Annotated in this window: 17 protein-coding genes and 1 pseudogene; 15 read left to right on the top strand and 3 right to left on the bottom strand. The window is 50.5% G+C overall.

Going from position 1 to position 16,830, the window contains the following annotated elements; all coding sequences use genetic code 11:
* Nucleotides 1-117: 117 nt before the first annotated feature.
* From rutA to rutG, 7 genes are read left to right on the top strand one after another with little or no spacing between them, the layout of a single operon-like run.
* The gene (gene rutA / locus CMR03_RS12510) at nucleotides 118-1,209 is read left to right on the top strand and encodes a pyrimidine utilization protein A (protein WP_063876882.1); all 1,092 of its coding nucleotides are present in this window, start codon (nucleotides 118-120) and stop codon (nucleotides 1,207-1,209) included.
* On the top strand, nucleotides 1,209-1,958 hold the full coding sequence (gene rutB / locus CMR03_RS12505) for a pyrimidine utilization protein B (RefSeq protein WP_096011660.1): 750 nt from the start codon (nucleotides 1,209-1,211) through the stop codon (nucleotides 1,956-1,958). Before rutA ends, rutB begins: the two co-directional genes overlap by 1 nt.
* A gap of 26 nt (nucleotides 1,959-1,984) precedes the next feature.
* Nucleotides 1,985-2,371, top strand: coding sequence for a pyrimidine utilization protein C (rutC, locus tag CMR03_RS12500; RefSeq protein ID WP_096011583.1), 387 nt, complete (start codon nucleotides 1,985-1,987; stop codon nucleotides 2,369-2,371).
* A 39-nt stretch (nucleotides 2,372-2,410) separates the two neighbouring features.
* Complete coding sequence (gene rutD / locus CMR03_RS12495; RefSeq protein ID WP_096011582.1) at nucleotides 2,411-3,238, top strand: pyrimidine utilization protein D; 828 nt, start codon at nucleotides 2,411-2,413, stop codon at nucleotides 3,236-3,238.
* Nucleotides 3,235-3,825 carry a malonic semialdehyde reductase gene (locus tag CMR03_RS12490; RefSeq protein ID WP_096011581.1) on the top strand — a complete coding sequence of 197 codons (591 nt, stop codon included), beginning with the start codon at nucleotides 3,235-3,237 and terminating at the stop codon, nucleotides 3,823-3,825. Before rutD ends, CMR03_RS12490 begins: the two co-directional genes overlap by 4 nt.
* 30 nt (nucleotides 3,826-3,855) lie before the next feature.
* Entirely contained in the window at nucleotides 3,856-4,410 is a 555-nt protein-coding gene (gene rutF, locus CMR03_RS12485; RefSeq protein WP_096011580.1) for an NADH-dependent FMN reductase RutF, read from the top strand.
* A 33-nt stretch (nucleotides 4,411-4,443) separates the two neighbouring features.
* On the top strand, nucleotides 4,444-5,781 hold the full coding sequence (rutG, locus tag CMR03_RS12480) for a pyrimidine utilization transport protein G (RefSeq protein ID WP_096011579.1): 1,338 nt from the start codon (nucleotides 4,444-4,446) through the stop codon (nucleotides 5,779-5,781).
* Nucleotides 5,782-5,948: 167 nt separating this feature from the next.
* On the opposite strand, the gene CMR03_RS12475 is transcribed toward rutG, so the two are convergent.
* Both CMR03_RS12475 and CMR03_RS12470 read right to left on the bottom strand, forming a co-directional pair.
* Nucleotides 5,949-7,069, bottom strand: a protein-coding gene (locus tag CMR03_RS12475; RefSeq protein WP_096011578.1) for an IS3 family transposase whose coding sequence is annotated in 2 segments (ribosomal slippage) — nucleotides 5,949-6,811 and nucleotides 6,811-7,069 — 1,122 coding nt in all. Because the reading frame shifts where the segments join, the coding sequence is not laid out codon by codon here.
* A 69-nt stretch (nucleotides 7,070-7,138) separates the two neighbouring features.
* Nucleotides 7,139-7,872 (bottom strand): annotated as a pseudogene (locus tag CMR03_RS12470) (IS3 family transposase); the annotation flags it as partial.
* A gap of 637 nt (nucleotides 7,873-8,509) precedes the next feature.
* Here CMR03_RS12470 and CMR03_RS12465 point away from each other — a divergent pair.
* The 8 genes from CMR03_RS12465 (at nucleotide 8,510) to CMR03_RS12430 (ending at nucleotide 16,321) form a co-directional block, all read left to right on the top strand.
* Nucleotides 8,510-9,247, top strand: a complete 738-nt coding sequence (locus tag CMR03_RS12465) for a HalD/BesD family halogenase (protein WP_063877086.1) — start codon at nucleotides 8,510-8,512, stop codon at nucleotides 9,245-9,247.
* A gap of 45 nt (nucleotides 9,248-9,292) precedes the next feature.
* Nucleotides 9,293-9,970, top strand: a complete 678-nt coding sequence (locus CMR03_RS12460) for a class I SAM-dependent methyltransferase (protein ID WP_063877085.1) — start codon at nucleotides 9,293-9,295, stop codon at nucleotides 9,968-9,970.
* A 48-nt stretch (nucleotides 9,971-10,018) separates the two neighbouring features.
* A complete protein-coding gene (locus CMR03_RS12455; RefSeq protein ID WP_082875126.1) occupies nucleotides 10,019-10,753 on the top strand; it encodes a class I SAM-dependent methyltransferase in 735 nt (244 codons plus the stop codon).
* A complete protein-coding gene (locus tag CMR03_RS12450) occupies nucleotides 10,750-11,997 on the top strand; it encodes an ATP-grasp domain-containing protein (RefSeq protein WP_096011577.1) in 1,248 nt (415 codons plus the stop codon). Before CMR03_RS12455 ends, CMR03_RS12450 begins: the two co-directional genes overlap by 4 nt.
* Complete coding sequence (locus CMR03_RS12445; protein WP_096011576.1) at nucleotides 11,984-12,940, top strand: EamA family transporter; 957 nt, start codon at nucleotides 11,984-11,986, stop codon at nucleotides 12,938-12,940. The genes CMR03_RS12450 and CMR03_RS12445 overlap by 14 nt, the downstream gene beginning before the upstream one ends.
* A 39-nt stretch (nucleotides 12,941-12,979) precedes the next feature.
* Entirely contained in the window at nucleotides 12,980-14,242 is a 1,263-nt protein-coding gene (locus CMR03_RS12440) for a diaminopimelate decarboxylase family protein (RefSeq protein ID WP_096011575.1), read from the top strand.
* A 144-nt stretch (nucleotides 14,243-14,386) separates the two neighbouring features.
* The gene (locus tag CMR03_RS12435; RefSeq protein WP_208625020.1) at nucleotides 14,387-15,691 is read left to right on the top strand and encodes an aminotransferase class I/II-fold pyridoxal phosphate-dependent enzyme; all 1,305 of its coding nucleotides are present in this window, start codon (nucleotides 14,387-14,389) and stop codon (nucleotides 15,689-15,691) included.
* Between the two features lie 357 nt (nucleotides 15,692-16,048).
* The gene (locus CMR03_RS12430; protein WP_096011574.1) at nucleotides 16,049-16,321 is read left to right on the top strand and encodes a hypothetical protein; all 273 of its coding nucleotides are present in this window, start codon (nucleotides 16,049-16,051) and stop codon (nucleotides 16,319-16,321) included.
* Between the two features lie 53 nt (nucleotides 16,322-16,374).
* Here the strand turns inward: CMR03_RS12430 and CMR03_RS12425 are convergent, their stop codons facing one another.
* The gene (locus tag CMR03_RS12425) at nucleotides 16,375-16,809 is read right to left on the bottom strand and encodes a hypothetical protein (protein ID WP_096011573.1); all 435 of its coding nucleotides are present in this window, start codon (nucleotides 16,807-16,809) and stop codon (nucleotides 16,375-16,377) included.
* Nucleotides 16,810-16,830 lie beyond the last annotated feature (21 nt).

The raw sequence follows: 16,830 nt of genomic DNA, 5'->3' as shown, positions 1-16,830 counted from the left end.
CTCTCGTCAGGAGATTTCAGCACGGTGCAATCAGTAACCCGCAGGACGCACTTAAGCCGCGCAGATATTTTCGCAAGCCCTTGTTGTGGTCCTTATTATTTTCAATCGAGGTGAGCTATGAAAATCGGTGTCTTTATTCCTATCGGCAACAACGGTTGGCTAATTTCAGAAACTGCGCCGCAGTACAAACCTACCTTCGAACTGAACAAAACCATTGTGCAGAAAGCCGAGCACTATCATTTCGATTTTGCGCTTTCGATGATCAAACTGCGCGGCTTCGGCGGTAAAACTGAATTCTGGGAACACAACATGGAATCGTTCACGTTGATGGCCGGTCTGGCTGCCGTGACCTCCCGCATTCAGCTTTACGCGACTGCCGCTACGTTGGTGATGCCACCGGCAATCGTTGCACGTATGGCTGCCACTATTGATTCCATCTCCAATGGCCGGTTCGGCGTGAACGTCGTCACCGGCTGGCAGAAACCGGAATACGAGCAAATGGGCATGTGGCCAGGCGATGACTATTTCAGCCGCCGCTATGATTACCTGACCGAATATGTCAGCGTGCTGCGCGACTTGTGGGGCACGGGCCACTGCACGCTCGACGGTGAATTCTTCAAAATGGACGACTGCCGCGTCAGCCCGCGTCCGCAAAGCCAAATGAAAGTCATCTGCGCCGGGCAAAGCGACGCAGGCATGGCGTTCTCCGCCAAACACGCCGACTTCAACTTCTGTTTCGGCAAAGGCGTCAACACACCCACCGCTTTTGCGCCGACCGCCGCGCGCATGAAAACGGCGGCAGAAGCCGAAAACCGCGACGTCTCCTCTTACGTTTTGTTCATGGTGATTGCCGACGAAACCGACGATGCCGCCCGTGCCAAATGGGAATTGTACAAAGCCGGAGCCGATGCCGAGGCGCTCTCCTGGCTCACCGACCAGAGCAGTAAAGACACCAAATCCGGTGCGGATACCAACGTCCGCCAGATGGCCGATCCGACTTCCGCGGTCAATATCAACATGGGCACGCTGGTCGGTTCTTACGCCAGCGTCGCCAGAATGCTCGATGAAATCGATACGGTTCCCGGCGCAGGCGGCGTGCTGCTGACCTTCGACGATTTCGTCAACGGTATCGAAAACTTTGGTCGTTACATCCAGCCATTAATGAAAACCCGCCAGCACATCGGCATTGAGCAGAAAGAGGTCGCATGATGAATGTTGTTGAGAATCAGACAGTGGTCCGCCGCGCGCCCCAAAATACCGGCGAGGAAACGATCCTCACAGCCCGTCCTGAAGCCATTGCCTTCACGCCGCAGCAAACGGCGCTGATTGTGGTGGATATGCAAAATGCCTACGCGACTCAAGGCGGTTATCTTGATCTGGCAGGCTTTGATGTCTCTGCCACTGCGCCAGTGATTGCCAATATCAAAGTGGCGATAGCCGCTGCACGCGTTGCGGGCATCAAAGTGATTTTCTTCCAGAACGGCTGGGACAATCAGTACGTCGAAGCCGGCGGTGCCGGTTCACCGAACTACCATAAATCCAATGCGCTGAAAACGATGCGCAAACGCCCGGAACTGATGGGTAAACTGCTGGCGAAAGGCGACTGGGATTATGACCTGGTCGATGAACTGCAGCCGCAGCCGGGCGATATTGTATTGCCCAAACCGCGCTACAGCGGTTTCTTTAATACGCAGCTCGATAGCCTGCTGCGCAGCTACGGCATTCATCATCTGGTATTTACCGGCATTGCGACCAACGTATGCGTCGAATCCACCCTGCGTGACGGCTTCTTCCTGGAATATTTCGGTGTTGTGCTGGAAGACGCGACACATCAGGCCGGCCCGGAATTTGCGCAGAAAGCCGCCATTTATAACATCGAAACGTTCTTTGGCTGGGTCTCCAGCGTGGGTAACTTCTGTGACGCGCTAGGTTACAAAACTGAACAAAATGCGGCCTGACCGCTTTATAAAAAGGACGATTAACGATGCCTAAAAGCGCCATTATTCCGGCTGGCAGCGGTGTTCCGCTGGCGCCTTTCGTTCCAGGTACTCTCGCCGATGGCGTGGTGTACGTTTCGGGTACATTGCCTTTTGATAAAGACAATAACGTCGTGCATGTCGGTGATGCCGCCGCGCAAACCCGTCACGTGCTGGAGATCATCAAAAGCGTGATCGAAACCGCAGGCGGCAGCATGGATGACGTCACCATGAACTCGATTTTTATCACCGACTGGGCAAATTACGGCGCGGTGAATCAGGTGTACGCCGAATACTTTCCGGGTGAAAAACCGGCCCGGTTCTGTATTCAGTGCGGCCTGGTGAAACCTGATGCGCTGATCGAAATCGCGTCCATTGCGCATATTGGCCGGTGATCCGTCCGAGTGTCCCCGTCCTCCTGAAGAGGAAACAGCATGTATTACAAGGTACTGGGTAGGAAAAATGCCGATGCAGAAACCGTGGTGCTCTCATCCGGGCTGGGGGGTTCTGGCAGTTTCTGGCAGCCGCAGTTGGCGATGCTCGCGGAGCATTTCCGGGTGGTGGTCTATGACCAGCACGGCACCGGGCACAGTCAGGGCACCGTGCCTGCCGGTTACCGGATGGAGGACATGGCCGACGAGCTGGCGAGTATGCTCAATGTGCTGGAGATCAGCCGCTGCCATCTGGTCGGTCATGCTTTAGGCGGCATTATTGGCCTGCATCTTGCACTGCGTTATCCGATGCTGTTGCAAAGTCTGGTGGTGATTAACGGCTGGACGACGCTTAACAGTCAAACGCGTCGCTGCTTTCAAGTCCGGCAGAATTTGCTGCTTAACAGCGGTGTCGATGCCTACGTCCAGGCGCAGCCGCTGTTCCTGTATCCGGGCGACTGGCTGTCTGACCATGAGGCGTTATTGCAGGAAGAGCACACGCACCAGGTCGCGCATTTTCAGGGAATGGAAAACCTGCTGCACCGCCTGCAGGCACTAATGGAGTCTGATCTGACGGCGTCGCTCAAAGAGGTGATCGCGCCGACGCTGGCTTTCAGTTGTAAAGACGATTTGCTGGTGCCGTGGTCGTGTTCGGTCGATCTTGCTTCACGTCTTCCTCATGGCGAGCATCGACACATGTTGTACGGCGGTCATGCAATGAGCGTGACCGACCCCGATACGTTTAACCCGATTTTACTGGATTGGTTACTACGGCACTCATCACAAGCGTCCGTTACGCCGTCCGGTTACATTTCCACGGAGACATCATGACCGATGCATTAACCGCCAGCGCACTGGCTACCTTATTCACTGAAGCCCGCACCCATAACGGCTGGCTGGATAAACCGGTGACAGGCGAACAGCTGAAAACGATTTACGCACTGGCGCGCATGGGGCCGACGTCGGCGAACTGCAGCCCGGCTCGTATCGTGTTTATTCAGAGTCAGGAAGCTAAAGAAAAACTGGCACCGGCACTTTCCAGCGGCAATCTGAAGAAAACCCTGAGCGCCCCGGTGACAGCGATTATTGCCTGGGACCCGGAATTCTATGCGTTATTGCCTGAGCTGTTTCCTTCTGGTGATGCCCGTTCATGGTTCACCTCCAGCCCACAACTGGCCCAGGATACCGCGTTTCGCAACAGCAGCTTGCAGGCTGCGTATCTGATTATGGCCTGCCGCGCGATCGGCCTGGATACCGGACCGATGTCCGGTTTCGACAACGCCAAAGTCGATGAAACGTTTCTGGCGCAGGAAGGCTGGAAATCCAATTTTCTGATCAACATCGGTTACGGCGACAGCAGCAAAGTGTATCCGCGCGCGCCGCGCCTTGATTTCGACCGCGCCTGCCGCGTGTTGTAAGCATCATTGATTAATTCTGAGGACCGGACCATGCAATCAACCCTGAACGCCACACTGCCCGCCATCGATGCGCCTGAAGTTGCAAAACAGGCGGCTGTAGAAAAACAGGAATACCGTGATGCGATGGCGTGCCTCGGTTCCGCTGTCAATATCATCACCACTGACGGCCCTGGCGGACGGGCAGGGTTCACTGCCTCCGCCGTGTGCAGCGTAACCGATGCGCCGCCGACATTGCTGGTCTGCCTGAATCGCTCTGCGTCGGTGCATCAGGCGTTTACCCAAAATCAGGTGTTATGTGTAAACACACTGGCCGATTGTCATGAGTCGCTGTCCGGTTTATTTGGGGGGAAAACGCCGATGGAGCAGCGCTTTGCCGCCGCCGAATGGACAGGTCTTGCCACCGGTTCACCGATCCTCACCAACGCGCTGGTGTCGTTTGACTGCACCATTACGCAGATCACCCGCGTCGGCACCCACGATATTTTGTTTTGTGAAGTCGTTGCACTCCAACGCAACGATGACTGCCACGGACTGGCGTATTTCGATCGACGCTATCATCCGCTGATGCGTCAGACAGCCTGTTAACTCAGTCCTCCCTCAACACAGTAAGGGTCGTGCATGGCAAATACCTGGTTTCCGCAATGGCGTAAAAGAGAAGGCAATCTGGATGGTGCGGTGATCGCGCCGGATGAACGGCTGCCGTTGGGCGCAACGGTGATCATGGGGCTGCAACATACGGTGGCGATGTTTGGTGCCACCGTATTAATGCCATTGCTGATGGGGTTTGACGCCAATATGGCGATCCTGATGTCGGGCATCGGCACGCTACTGTTTTTTCTGGTGGTTGGCGGGCGCGTACCCAGTTACCTCGGTTCCAGTGCGGCGTTTGTCGGGCTGGTGATTGCGGTAACCGGCTACAGCGGTCACGGCTCGAATCCAAATATCGGCGTAGCGCTGGGCGGCATTATTGCCTGTGGCCTGATTTATACGCTGATCGGTTTTGTGGTCATGGCGGTCGGCACGCGCTGGATTGAGCGCCTGATGCCGCCAGTGGTGACCGGGGCGGTGGTGATGGCGATTGGTCTGAACCTCGCGCCCATTGCGATTAACAGCGTATCGGCTTCATCGTTTGACAGTTGGATGGCGGTGATGACCGTGCTGTGTATCGGCTCGGTGGCGGTATTTACCCGTGGTCTGGTGCAGCGGTTGTTGCTGTTGCTGGGTCTGGTGGCGGCGTACCTGATTTACATGGCGATTACCAACGGCCTTGGGCTGGGCACACCGGTGAATTTCAGCGCAGTAGCCCAGGCACCCTGGTTTGGCGTACCCACCATTACCACACCGGTATTCAGCACTCACGCAATGCTGATGATTGCCCCGGTGGCGGTAATTCTTGTAGCGGAAAACCTTGGCCATATTAAAGCCGTGGCAGGGATGACGGGTAAAAACCTTGATCCTTATATGGGCCGCGCCTTTATCGGTGACGGCCTGGCGACCTTACTTTCGGCTTCAGCGGGCGGCACCGGCGTGACGACTTACGCTGAAAACATCGGCGTAATGGCCGTTACCAAAATTTACTCCACGCTGATTTTTGTCACCGCAGCGATCATCGCCATTGCCCTGGGCTTCTCACCCAAATTTGGTGCGCTGATCCACACCATTCCCGGCCCGGTGCTTGGCGGCGCGTCGATTGTGGTGTTCGGATTAATCGCCGTGGCGGGCGCCCGCATCTGGGTACAAAACCACGTCGATCTGGGGCTGAACGGCAATCTTATTATGGTGGCGGTCACGCTGGTACTTGGCGCGGGTAACTTTACCCTGACGCTTGGCGGCTTCAGCATGGGCGGTATCGGCACCGCGACTTTCGGCGCAATTTTGCTTAATGCGTTTTTGAGCCGTAGCAAAATGGCAAGCGCACAGCCGGAGATAAAGACTGAGGTGGTGGTGAAGGAGTAAGCCTCTAATTGAGAGTTAAGAAGGGCGGGCAGGGAGTGTTTCTGAATGAAGAGCCGGGTGTTTTCGTCACGTCTAAAGCGTGGTGGGAAATGCCCGGTTTTTGCTTTTAGTAGTAGGGGGCAGTTTGGATATCGAAAATTATTGTACGTTAAGTGACCTGCCAACCTTCAGTTAATAATGTCGGTTGGTTTTTCTTGATGTTTCCCGTTTCGCCAGCCTGCTGCAAATTCAGACGGCGTCTGGTAATTCAGCGATGAATGAGGTCTGGACTCGTTATAGTCCTGCCGCCAGTCATTGATCATTTTCCGGGCATGAAGAATATCGCTGAAACAGTGCTCATTCAGGCATTCATCCCGAAAGCGACCGTTGAAACTCTCAATAAATCCGTTCTGAGTTGGCTTGCCCGGCTTGATTAAGCGCAACTCAACACTATGTTCAAAGGCCCATTGATCCAGCGCGCGGCAGGTAAATTCCGGACCCTGATCGGTTCTTATCGTCGCAGGATATCCACGAAACAGCGCAATGCTGTCCAGAATACGCGCGACCTGAACACCCGAAATCCCGAAAGCGGCGGTGATCGTCAGACACTCCTTCGTGAAATCATCCACACAGGTCAGGCACTTCATCCTGCGGCCGCTGGCAAGTGCATCCATGACAAAATCCATCGACCATGTCAGGTTCGGCGCATCCGGGCGAAGAAGCGGAAGCCGCTCAGTCGCCAGTCCCTTGCGGCGTCGCCTGCGTTTTACACTCAGGCCGTTGAGATGATAGATGCGGTATACCCGCTTGTGGTTGACGTGAAGGCCCTCCCGACGCAGTAGCTGCCAGATGCGCCGGTAACCAAAGCGGCGGCGCTCAAGTGCCAGCTCTGTGATGCGTAGAGACAGCTGCGCGTCAGCAGCCGGACGCTGAGCCGAGTAACGGCAGGTCGACAGGGACAAACCTGCCAGCCTGCAGGCACGACGTTGCGACAGACCTGCGGCCTCACACATGACTTCCACGGCTTCCCGCGTCTGGTCTGTCGTCAGAACTTTCGGCCAAGAGCTACCTGAAGCGCCTCCTTATCCAGCATGGCTTCAGCGAGCAGCTTCTTGAGGCGGGCGTTCTCCTCTTCAAGCGACTTGAGCCGCTTCACTTCGGGAACTTCCATGCCACCAAACTTCTTGCGCCAGGTGTAAAAGGTAGCGTCTGAAATAGCATGCTTACGGCAGAGTTCCCGGGCTGAAACCCCGGCTTCGGCCTCGCGGAGAATACTGATGATCTGTTCGTCGGAAAATCGCTTCTTCATGGGGATGTCCTCATGTGACTGATGAAGACATTACTAACATCGCGGTGTGTTAATCAACGGGGAGCAGGTCACTACAGCCAGATAAGCCCAGCGTTTTCCCGTCCAGATATAAGTCACATCACCGCACCAGGCCTGATTAGGCTCGGTAACAGCAAACTGGCGATCCAGATAATTAGGGATCTCAATGTGTTCCTTAGACACCTTCTTATAACGATGGCCAGGTTGCTGACAGCTGATAATATTGAGCGCTTTCATTAGCTTTGTTGCCCGCCAGCGGCTCAGTTTTATACCTTTGGTGGTGACCATCGCGGCAATGCTTCACGCTCCTGCTGAGCCGTTACTTTCGCGATAAACTTCACGCACAAGGCTCAGTAATGCCACTCTCGTGGCGTCAGGCTTCCTGGGCTGCCGCCAGTATTTATAACTGCTGCGATGAACCCCAAACACGTTGCACACAACGGCAACAGGAAACCGCGCCCTGAGTTTCTCAACTAATGAGAATTGTTCAGGGAGTCTGACATCAAGAGCGCGGTAGCCTTTTTTAATATATCCCTTTCCATTTCAACGCGTTGAAGTCTTTTCTTTAGCTCGCGTATTTCAATCTGCTCAGGTGTCATGGGTGAAGCAGTGGGTGATTTTCCCGCTCGCTCTTCTTTCAATTGTCGAACCCATTTGTCCATTGTGGATTTGCCGACGTTCATTGCCGTAGCAGCGGCGGCAACGGTGTAATGCTGATCGAGTACAAGCTGGGCAGCTTCGAGGCGAAACTCGGGGCTAAAATTGCGTCTGTTACGTCCGGTCATAATGTCACCTGTTTTTACTGTGAGGTGATGATATCACCTCTATTCAGGTGGCCAAATTCAGTGTGCCACTACATTTACCCGGTATTCATTCTGCCGGCGTTAATCACAGAGACAGAGAAATGTGGCGTGGTCGATTACCAGACGGGCAAAATCTGTATTCCTGTAGCAGGTTTCCAATAAACCAGAGTTTTTATATGGAAATTTCATGTAACAGCGAAACAATAAACATGCATTTAGTTTATATTTTAATTGCGGTGTATCTTATCAATAAAACATCTTGTAAACCGTTTTACTAATCATTTTTACTCCTGAGATTTTTCTTATTTTTCGAAAAAAATTCAGTTTTAAAAAGACTGAAAACGTTAAGAAATTGATTAATATGAAATTATTATTCAGTTATCAGCTGTTTATCTGTAAGGGATTCCCGTTAAAGCCTAAAAAAAAGCATTTAAAAACATAAGCGTAACGACAAAATTTAAGCTTTTCTTATTGATTACTTTCCGTGATCCATTAATTCTTGTTGATGATGAAAAAAAATTAATCTAGATTGGACTTCGCTTAATCCTCACCAAGAAAAGTGTTTTTATGTCATCCATGAAAGAGCCCGTTGATTGAACTCATCTGTCTGGAGGTAAGTGTGATTTCAGAATTTGCTAAATCTTTTGACCTTGAGGCCCATTTCGCTGGCTGTGAGGCGGAAATAGTTAAATGGAGCAGTAAATTTCAGGAGCTCGGCTTTGTCAGTATGGACAATTTTATTCCTGAGCAGCTCCGTTACCTGATAGAGCTGGAAGTGGCTAACTGTCTTACTGAAACAGCAAAGCGGCGGGATACCAAAGTATCATCAACAGACAACAGCCCCCGCAAGTACATGAGCTGTAGTCGTCATGATATTTTCGCAATGGCCCGCCTTCTTCCGGCTTTTTACAGCGATCCTGCTCTTTTCAGAGTCCTGGAGCAGATTACTGCCGACAAGGTAATCAAAGTACCTTTCGAACCTGAGGAAATTGTTATCAACAGTCAGCAGTTACCTCAGGATGAACACGGGTGGCACTGGGATGATTACCGGTATTCATTGTTATTCATTGTCAGGGCCCCAAGAGAAGGTAACGGGGGGCTGGTCGAATTTGTTCCAAACACGGAGTGGGATAAAGAGAATCCTAATATCCAGGCCTACCTTGATAAGGGACCTGTATACCGTGAATATGTGCCGCAGGGTAGTTTCTATTTAATTAACGGTGCCGCAAACCTGCACCATGTGTCACCTTTAAAAGAAGCAGACTTAAGGATCATCGTATGTTTCTCCTATGCCGGTGCTGATGAAATTGATCGGGTCGTGTCACACGAGTCGATGGAAGAGATATATTCCCTTTAAAGGTATCTCTAACATCATTCAGGATTAAATATCGAGGTTACTTCAATGCCTACAGAAATTTATCCAAATTATTATGGCCCTGTTCAGGAAAGAAAAGGGCAGAATCTTTACGAATTATGGGAAAAGGGGATCCCGTTCGGTGACTCAATTACACCATCCGGTTTCTCACCACAATACATTTCCCGCATAATGGCCATTATTACTGCTAACACCCCCAAGGGGGCTCGTATAGTTTCCCTCGGGAGTGGTAACGGCTTCATCGAAGAGCGACTGATGAAAGCGGGCTATCAGGTAGTGTGCGTCGATTGCAACGAGGAGGCTGTGGCGATCACCACCCGAAAAGGTCTGGAGAGCATCTGCGCGGACTTCTTCGAGCTTTCCCCCCATATTTTAAAGGATGCAGCAACGATATATGCTGATGGCTTTTTTGGTCATTTATATGATTCCTGCAGCGGCCTGACACGCTCGTTACACCACCTGCAGGCATTACATCTTGATGATAATGCTAAAATTATCGTTTCAAATGATGCCCCGATAAAGGAGGGAGCGGATGTTGAGCCACATGGTTCGGTACCGAACTTCAGTTATTTATCATCAGAATATCTCAGAAAGCAGTTTAAAAAAATTGGTATTGATGAGCTGAGATCTGAAATATTTGAATATCACCGGCCAATATCAGGAATTCGCAAAAGAACGATTTACGTCGGAATATTAAATCGTTAAACAACATAACCTCCTGGTATTTTATAAAATCTAAATATGTGAATTACTATGACCCAATATAATAGCAGTGCCGCTCATAGCGAAAGCGCGGTACAGGGGGCCATGCCTCTCCTGTTTGTCGAGCTGTCTGAAGCTCTTGGGAGATATGACCATACTGTTTTAGATTCCATCGCGATATCTAAAATTATACCGCCAGGGAAATATAATAAAATCTTAGACGTTTGTTGTGGTATCGGCAGGGTGTCGCACGCGCTTGCAAACCTTGGCTATACCGTCACGGGGATTGATTTATCCTCGGAGCAACTTGACGTTGCAAGAAATCTGAAATCTGATGCTGTGTTTCAGCTTTGTGATATGGCCAGTCCGCCCGCCGGACCGTTCGACGCAATAGTAAATGTTTATACGAGTTTTGGTTATGCGGAAAATGAGACTGCAGATCAGAAAATCCTTTCTTCATGGCTTCAGTCACTGCGGACTGGCGGGCGGCTTATAATGGAACTGTCAGATATGGAAAGAGCATCGTGCGTTTTGGAACAGGACGGCCATACGCACAGAGAAAAGAACGGTGTTAAGGAAACTCTGATTGTTCAGGATAAGATGCTGACAGTAGATTACCGGTACAAAGGTCAGCTTCTGACGTGTAAAACACGTCTTTACTGGAAGGAGGAGCTTAAAGAAATGCTGATTAAGGCAGGATTTAAGGACATCCGCTTCTACGGCAGTTTTGACTTAACGCCTAAGTCTCCCGGAGACAATCTCGTTATCGTAGCGGAGCGTCCATGAAGAAAATTGTAATCTGTGATGCTTACTCCACTGGTGCCAAACTCGCATCCCTGTTTCGGGAGCAGGGTTTTACCGTTACGCATATCAGGTCCGGCGAAACACCTTCTCCTCATTATGAAAAAACGTTTCGTCCGGGCGACTTTGAAACCGACTTTGGTTTTTCGGGCGATGATTACTTGCAGGCTTCAGAAAAAATCTCACGGTTTGCCCCCGACTTTGTCATTGCAGGAACAGAGTCTGGCGTGGTTTTGGCTGAAGCGATAAGCCATCATCTTTCGCTGCCAAGCAATACGATCGAGAAAAGTGAAAGCCGGCGCGATAAGTTTGCCATGATCGAAGCAGTTAAAGATGCGGGATTAGATGTGCCGATGCAAGTTAAGGTAATGAATGCAGAAGACTTAAACTATCTGGATTTTAAAAATTTTTCATTCCCTCTTGTTGTAAAACCGGCTAACAGCGCTGGAGGTGATGGCTTCAGAATTTGCGACTCACGAGAAGAGGTTATTGCGCATTCAGGCCTGCTTTTCGGGCAACAAAATGCAATTGGGGAAACGAATTCCAGTGTACTGATTCAGGAATATCTGCAGGGGCAACAATATTTTGTAAACTGTACGTCTGTTAATGGCCGGCATTACGTTAGCGAGATCTGGAAAGATGATCGCATGCCCGGCCATAACGGATCACTCGTCTGCTGGAAAGAAGACCTGATGGAACTGACGGGGCATGTCCAGGCTGAACTCATTTCTTATACAACCGGCGTACTTGACGCACTCGGTATCAGAGAAGGAGCCAGTCACACGGAGCTCAAATATACGGACAGAGGTCCGGTTCTGATCGAAACCGCAGCCCGTTTACAGGGCACGATAGATGAGAGCGCGGTTCGTCGATGTACTGGGACGGATGTTGTCTCTCTGACGGTACTGCGTTACTCACAACCCGAAGTTTTTTCAGAATTATTTATTAAGTCATGTCCACGGCGCGCTTCCGTTTCATGTATCAGCCTGATTTCGAATCAGGAAGGCCGCATTGTTAACGCTCAAGGACTTCAGCACATCCGCTCGTTGCCTTCATTTCATTCAGCCATTCATCTCCCTCAGGTAGGCTCTCGTATATCAAAGACCCGCGACCTTTTTACTTCCCCGGGCATTATTTATCTTGTGGGTGACGACGCGACAATATCAGAGGACCATAAACGAATAAGGGAAATGGAGCTGGCCGGAGAAATTTTCCATGTTGTTGAATGACAGTAAACAGGTCAGTGAAACGCTGGCCAGACGTTACTCCTCCACGGGCGCGATATTTGTCCTTATTTATTCTGTGATGTCAGCGGCCAAAGAAGTGGTAATTGGTCATGTGGTTCAGGATACAGACCCAAATCTTCTTGTATTTCTATCGTTTGGTTTAGTGACCTTAATCTTTAACGCTGACATTATTTTTAACTTCCGGTCGTTCAGGAAAGGGTGGTCGATCTTTTCGAAAAGCTTCAGGGAAATTGCGCTGCTTAACCTGGAGACCGCTCTGGCCTGGGGATGCTTTTTTTGGGCAGTCAGGTACCTTGAGCCCGCGGTTGTCAGCGCTGTGACAGTAGGCATAAGCCCACTCTGCTCACAACTGCTCGGGATAGAATGCGATAATAACCGTAATGTTAAAATCCGGGTGTTTTTTTCGGCACTTACCGCCTTCTTTCTTCTGAGTTCAACCTACCTGGGGGTCAGCGCGATTGGAGATATAAATTCCGGCGCATTCTGGACTGGCGCATTGTTGTGCGGGCTTGGCGGTGCTGCAATTGCGCTGGTCACGTCCCGCTCCCGCCGACTTTATAAGCACGGGTACAACGCTTTCGATTTGATGCGTACGCGTTTTGTTTTACTGGTATGCCTGTCGGGTATATCTGCCTTCATGTCTGGTGATCTGACCCCCGGGTCCGGTACTTTCATCCTTGCCGGGATCATCGCGGTTCTCGGAATCGCTGTTCCGATTTTTGCTCTGCAGAAAGGGCTTGAGCGTTGTGGTTCAACGACCGTACTCCTGATCATTGCATGTGCTCCCGGATTTACGTGGCTGTTCCAGTTATTCGACTCGAGGCTCCACTACAGTGTTTCAACGGTGGTGGCAATCTGCTCACTTTTTCTTATTGCTTGCTGGAACGTTGTCTCTGAACAGAGGCAGTTAGACAGGAAAAACTGATCGCCCATCATTTTTCAATAACCACTGAGAGATATGCTCATGCCAATGTCTGGAACATTTCATCAGCGTTTAATACCACAACTCAGGGAAATAGCGCTGGAGTTTGGAACGCCTTTCCACATTTATGATGAAACAGGCATTCGCGAGACCTGCCGACAGTTCAGGTCTGTCGCAAAGGCAATTCCCTTTAAGCAGTACTTCGCTGTTAAAGCACTGCCAAACCCCTACATACTGGCTATCCTTCAGGAAGAGGGGATGGGATTTGACTGTGCCTCGGTCCCTGAAATTGAATTAGCATTACTGGCTGGTGCCCGAGGCCATGACATCTTTTTCACCTCCAATAATACGCGACCCGATGAATTTGAGGCAGCTGTGAGAGCCGGTGCAGTTGTCAATCTTGACGATATCTGTTTCCTCGACACCCTGCGGCCATTCCCTGAACGCGTCTGCTTTCGCATGGCTGCAGGCGCTCTTGATCAAAAGTGCACGTTCATGGGGGCGGCTGAAAACAGTAAATTCGGCGTTCCCCATTCTGAACTGGTGCAGGCCTTTCGACGTGCAAAAGACTTAGGCGCAAAGCGTTTCGGCCTGCATGCAATGCTGTGTTCAAACCAGAGATCGGCAGAGAGGGTGCTGGACGTCGCCGAATTAGTTATCACTCACGCCTTACATGTTGCAGAGAGTGCTGACGTCGCTCTGGATTTCGTTAACATCGGTGGCGGCATTGGCATACCATACAGGCCCGATGAAGAAGCATTTAATTTCCCTTTTTTTTCTGACGGTCTGGCAAAACTTCACGGGAAACACTTCGCTGATACCACGCAGCTCTACACAGAATGCGGCAGGTATGTGACGGGCCCACACGGGGTTCTGGTAACGGCGGTAAATACTGTCATGCACAAGTTTCGGACTTTTATTGGTGTCGACGCGGGAATGAGCGCCCTTATGCGTCCTGCTCTCTATCCTGATGCCTACCACCACATCACTGCTCCCTTTGTAGAACGTCCTCCCGTCACCGCTGATATCGTCGGATCACTCTGTGAGAACAATGATAAATTTGCCACCGGACGCCTCCTTCCGGAACCACAGCGAGGCGATTTGATAGTGATTCACGACACCGGCGCACACGGTGCAGCCATGGGTTTTAACTACAACGGGCGTCTTAGGCCAAAAGAACTGCTGCTTCAGCAAAACGGTACAGTGAAATTAATTCGCGAAGCCGAAACGACACGACACTATTTATCCACAATCCCTGATTTTGACCGGTTTTCTGCGTCCTTAGCTGAGGAAAAAAATTATTAAAGCTTAAAGCTGTCATCTTTCCTGATGTCGTCCATGAAACGAAAAAGGGGCCGACCGTCTTTATCAACAGCGTACTTTTTTGAATTCCCTGTATGAGTGATAGGACGGTTTATCAATATCATCAGTCCGGATCTCAGGAAGGGTATGAACACTTTCCGGATTAATCCCCGCGAGGAGGGAGGCAGTGCGGCCATCACGTTGGCGCGCACAGTTTGGTCTGAAATGGCGAAGGCTGAGACGCAAAACCCAACATTACCTGATCTGTTCGAGCTCCGGGAGTATACGATGCAACCTGAAAAAATTGATGAAAGTTTTTCTGCCTTCGAGCGCCTTCGACAGCTTTTGCATGGCGTTATGCCGGGTGCGTATCCGACACGACTGGACCTCGGTGAACCCCAGCAGCAGCTTCCTCCTTTCATTCAGGCCGCATTGTGCCAACATTCACATCTTCTGGCGAAGTATCCGGATAATTACGGTTCAGATAATCTATTACATGCAATATGTGACTGGATAGCCCGCCGCTACGAAGTCCGCTTATCAGAGGAAAACCTGCTGGTCCTTAACGGAAGCAGAGAGGGACTTTTCACCGCCATGCTGGCTTTATGCAAAGGAGGGCATGGTTCACGGGTTCTTATGCCGAATCCGGCTTACCAGGCCTACCGTGCTGCGGCTCTGATCATTAATGCTGAGCCCGTGCCAGTGCCTGCCGATCCGGCGTCAGGGTATATGCCGGATTACGGGGCTCTGCCTGACAGAATCCTGAACTCAGTTGAAGCCGTATATATATGTTCACCCTCCAATCCCCAGGGCGGAGTGGCATCAGCAGAATACCTTCTTGAGCTGCTGGCCCTGGCAGAGCGTTATGACTTCCGTATCTTTGCTGACGAATGCTATTCAGAGCTTTATGCCGGTGAACCACCAGCCGGCTATCTCGGGCTGGTTTCAGGAACCCAGTACAATCCGGAACGGATAGTCGTATTCAATTCGCTCTCGAAAAGGTCAGGTCTGCCGGGTCTACGCTCAGGCTTCGCCGCAGGCGGAGTGCAAAGCATAAGGCGAATGAGGAATCTCAGAGCAAAAGGGGGGGCACCTGTGCCGGGTGTGCTGCAAGAGATATCGGCCCTGGCGTGGGCGGATGAAGCACATGTGATTAAGGCACGTCAGGAGTGTCAGGAAAAATACGCACTGGTCGCTTCGGTTCTGGGGGATGTGTCAAATTTTGTCATCCCCAGGGCCGGTCTCTTTACATGGCTGAACGTAGGTGACGGAGTCGCCACAGCAACAGAGCTCTGGCGACAGAGCGGCATCCGTGTGCTTCCCGGTGAGTATCTTGCCCAGACTGTTGATGGCCGAAATCCCGGTCATGAATTCATACGCATCGCTCTGGTTCCTGAAATTTGTGTACTGGAGCAGGCTCTCCATAAGATAAGAAATGTGCTCTGTCTCTAACAGGGGACGCATTGACCGGGAGGAGAATGGAGTATGCCTTATCTGAATAATTTTCGATCTGGTCATTCAGTACAGGGAGAATCGCCAGCTTTTACGACGCGCGACAGGGTACATGGGCGGACCGAAAATAAAACCATATCAGTGCAGACACCTTATCTGTAAACGGTGTCTGCAGGTTTCAGTTATTATGCGTTTTCATCTTCCCCACAACCCGTACCAAGTGAGGGATCGTCACAGGCTTTATTAATCTCCAGATGGTGATGCCACGTAGCCAGTTTAACTGCACCTTCATTAACAGAAACATCAGGTTATATAAGAGGCATTGAACTAGTTGAACCTGGACCCAAATTTGCCGGAATGCGAAATAATGAGAAAAAAACAGTTGCTGCCTGTATTTTTATCTCCAGCATCGAAGACAAGACCGACCCTCAGTTATCTGATGTAGCTTATGCCATTTTTAACTCCCACAACCCCACCAAAGTATTTGTAGGTGACATTTATTCTATCCCCTTATCAAGACTGAAGGTCAATTTGGATAATGGCACCGTCGAAGAGGCATTTTCAGAAACTGAAATTGAAATGTTATATTCTGACTTTTATTTCAAAAACAGTACTGAAGGTAATGCTTAACAGCTAAATGCAGTTTTAACGGTGACTCATTGCTAAACTTATTTAATTGAATCTTATATATAAAATGCAGTCTTTATGGCCGTACCTAATGTGCAAAACAGTCCAAATCGCCAATTTTTGCTCAGTAATATGTAACTGTCTTTGTCGAAATTTTCAGGGTTGCTAATAAAATAACAGCAACAGAAGTGCACACTGACTTTTATGCCCAGATGTCGTGAGGACAGGCTCAGCCCGTGAACAGTGCCGCTGGTAACAGCAAACATGTAATTCGAAAGGTGCTTAGTTTTTGGTTTATACGTTAAAAGTTGATTATTTAACATAAATAGCATTTCCCGCTCTGCCTTAACGAACAGTGCACCTGCATCACGAGCAGGGATGCTCGCCATCTGGCAAATCATTACCGCCTGTTTCTGGTCATCCGGCAGTCTGACAAGCTGAATACGTGTTTCAGGTTGAGTGCGACCAGCTGCACCTTGAAATCCGTCCATAAATCAAAAAAACGAGCCTTG

It is taken from the genome of Pantoea allii (assembly GCF_002307475.1).
Lineage (GTDB): Bacteria > Pseudomonadota > Gammaproteobacteria > Enterobacterales > Enterobacteriaceae > Pantoea > Pantoea allii.
Note: the sequence above shows the minus strand (reverse complement) of the source record. Positions and strands in the feature narration are given on the sequence as shown.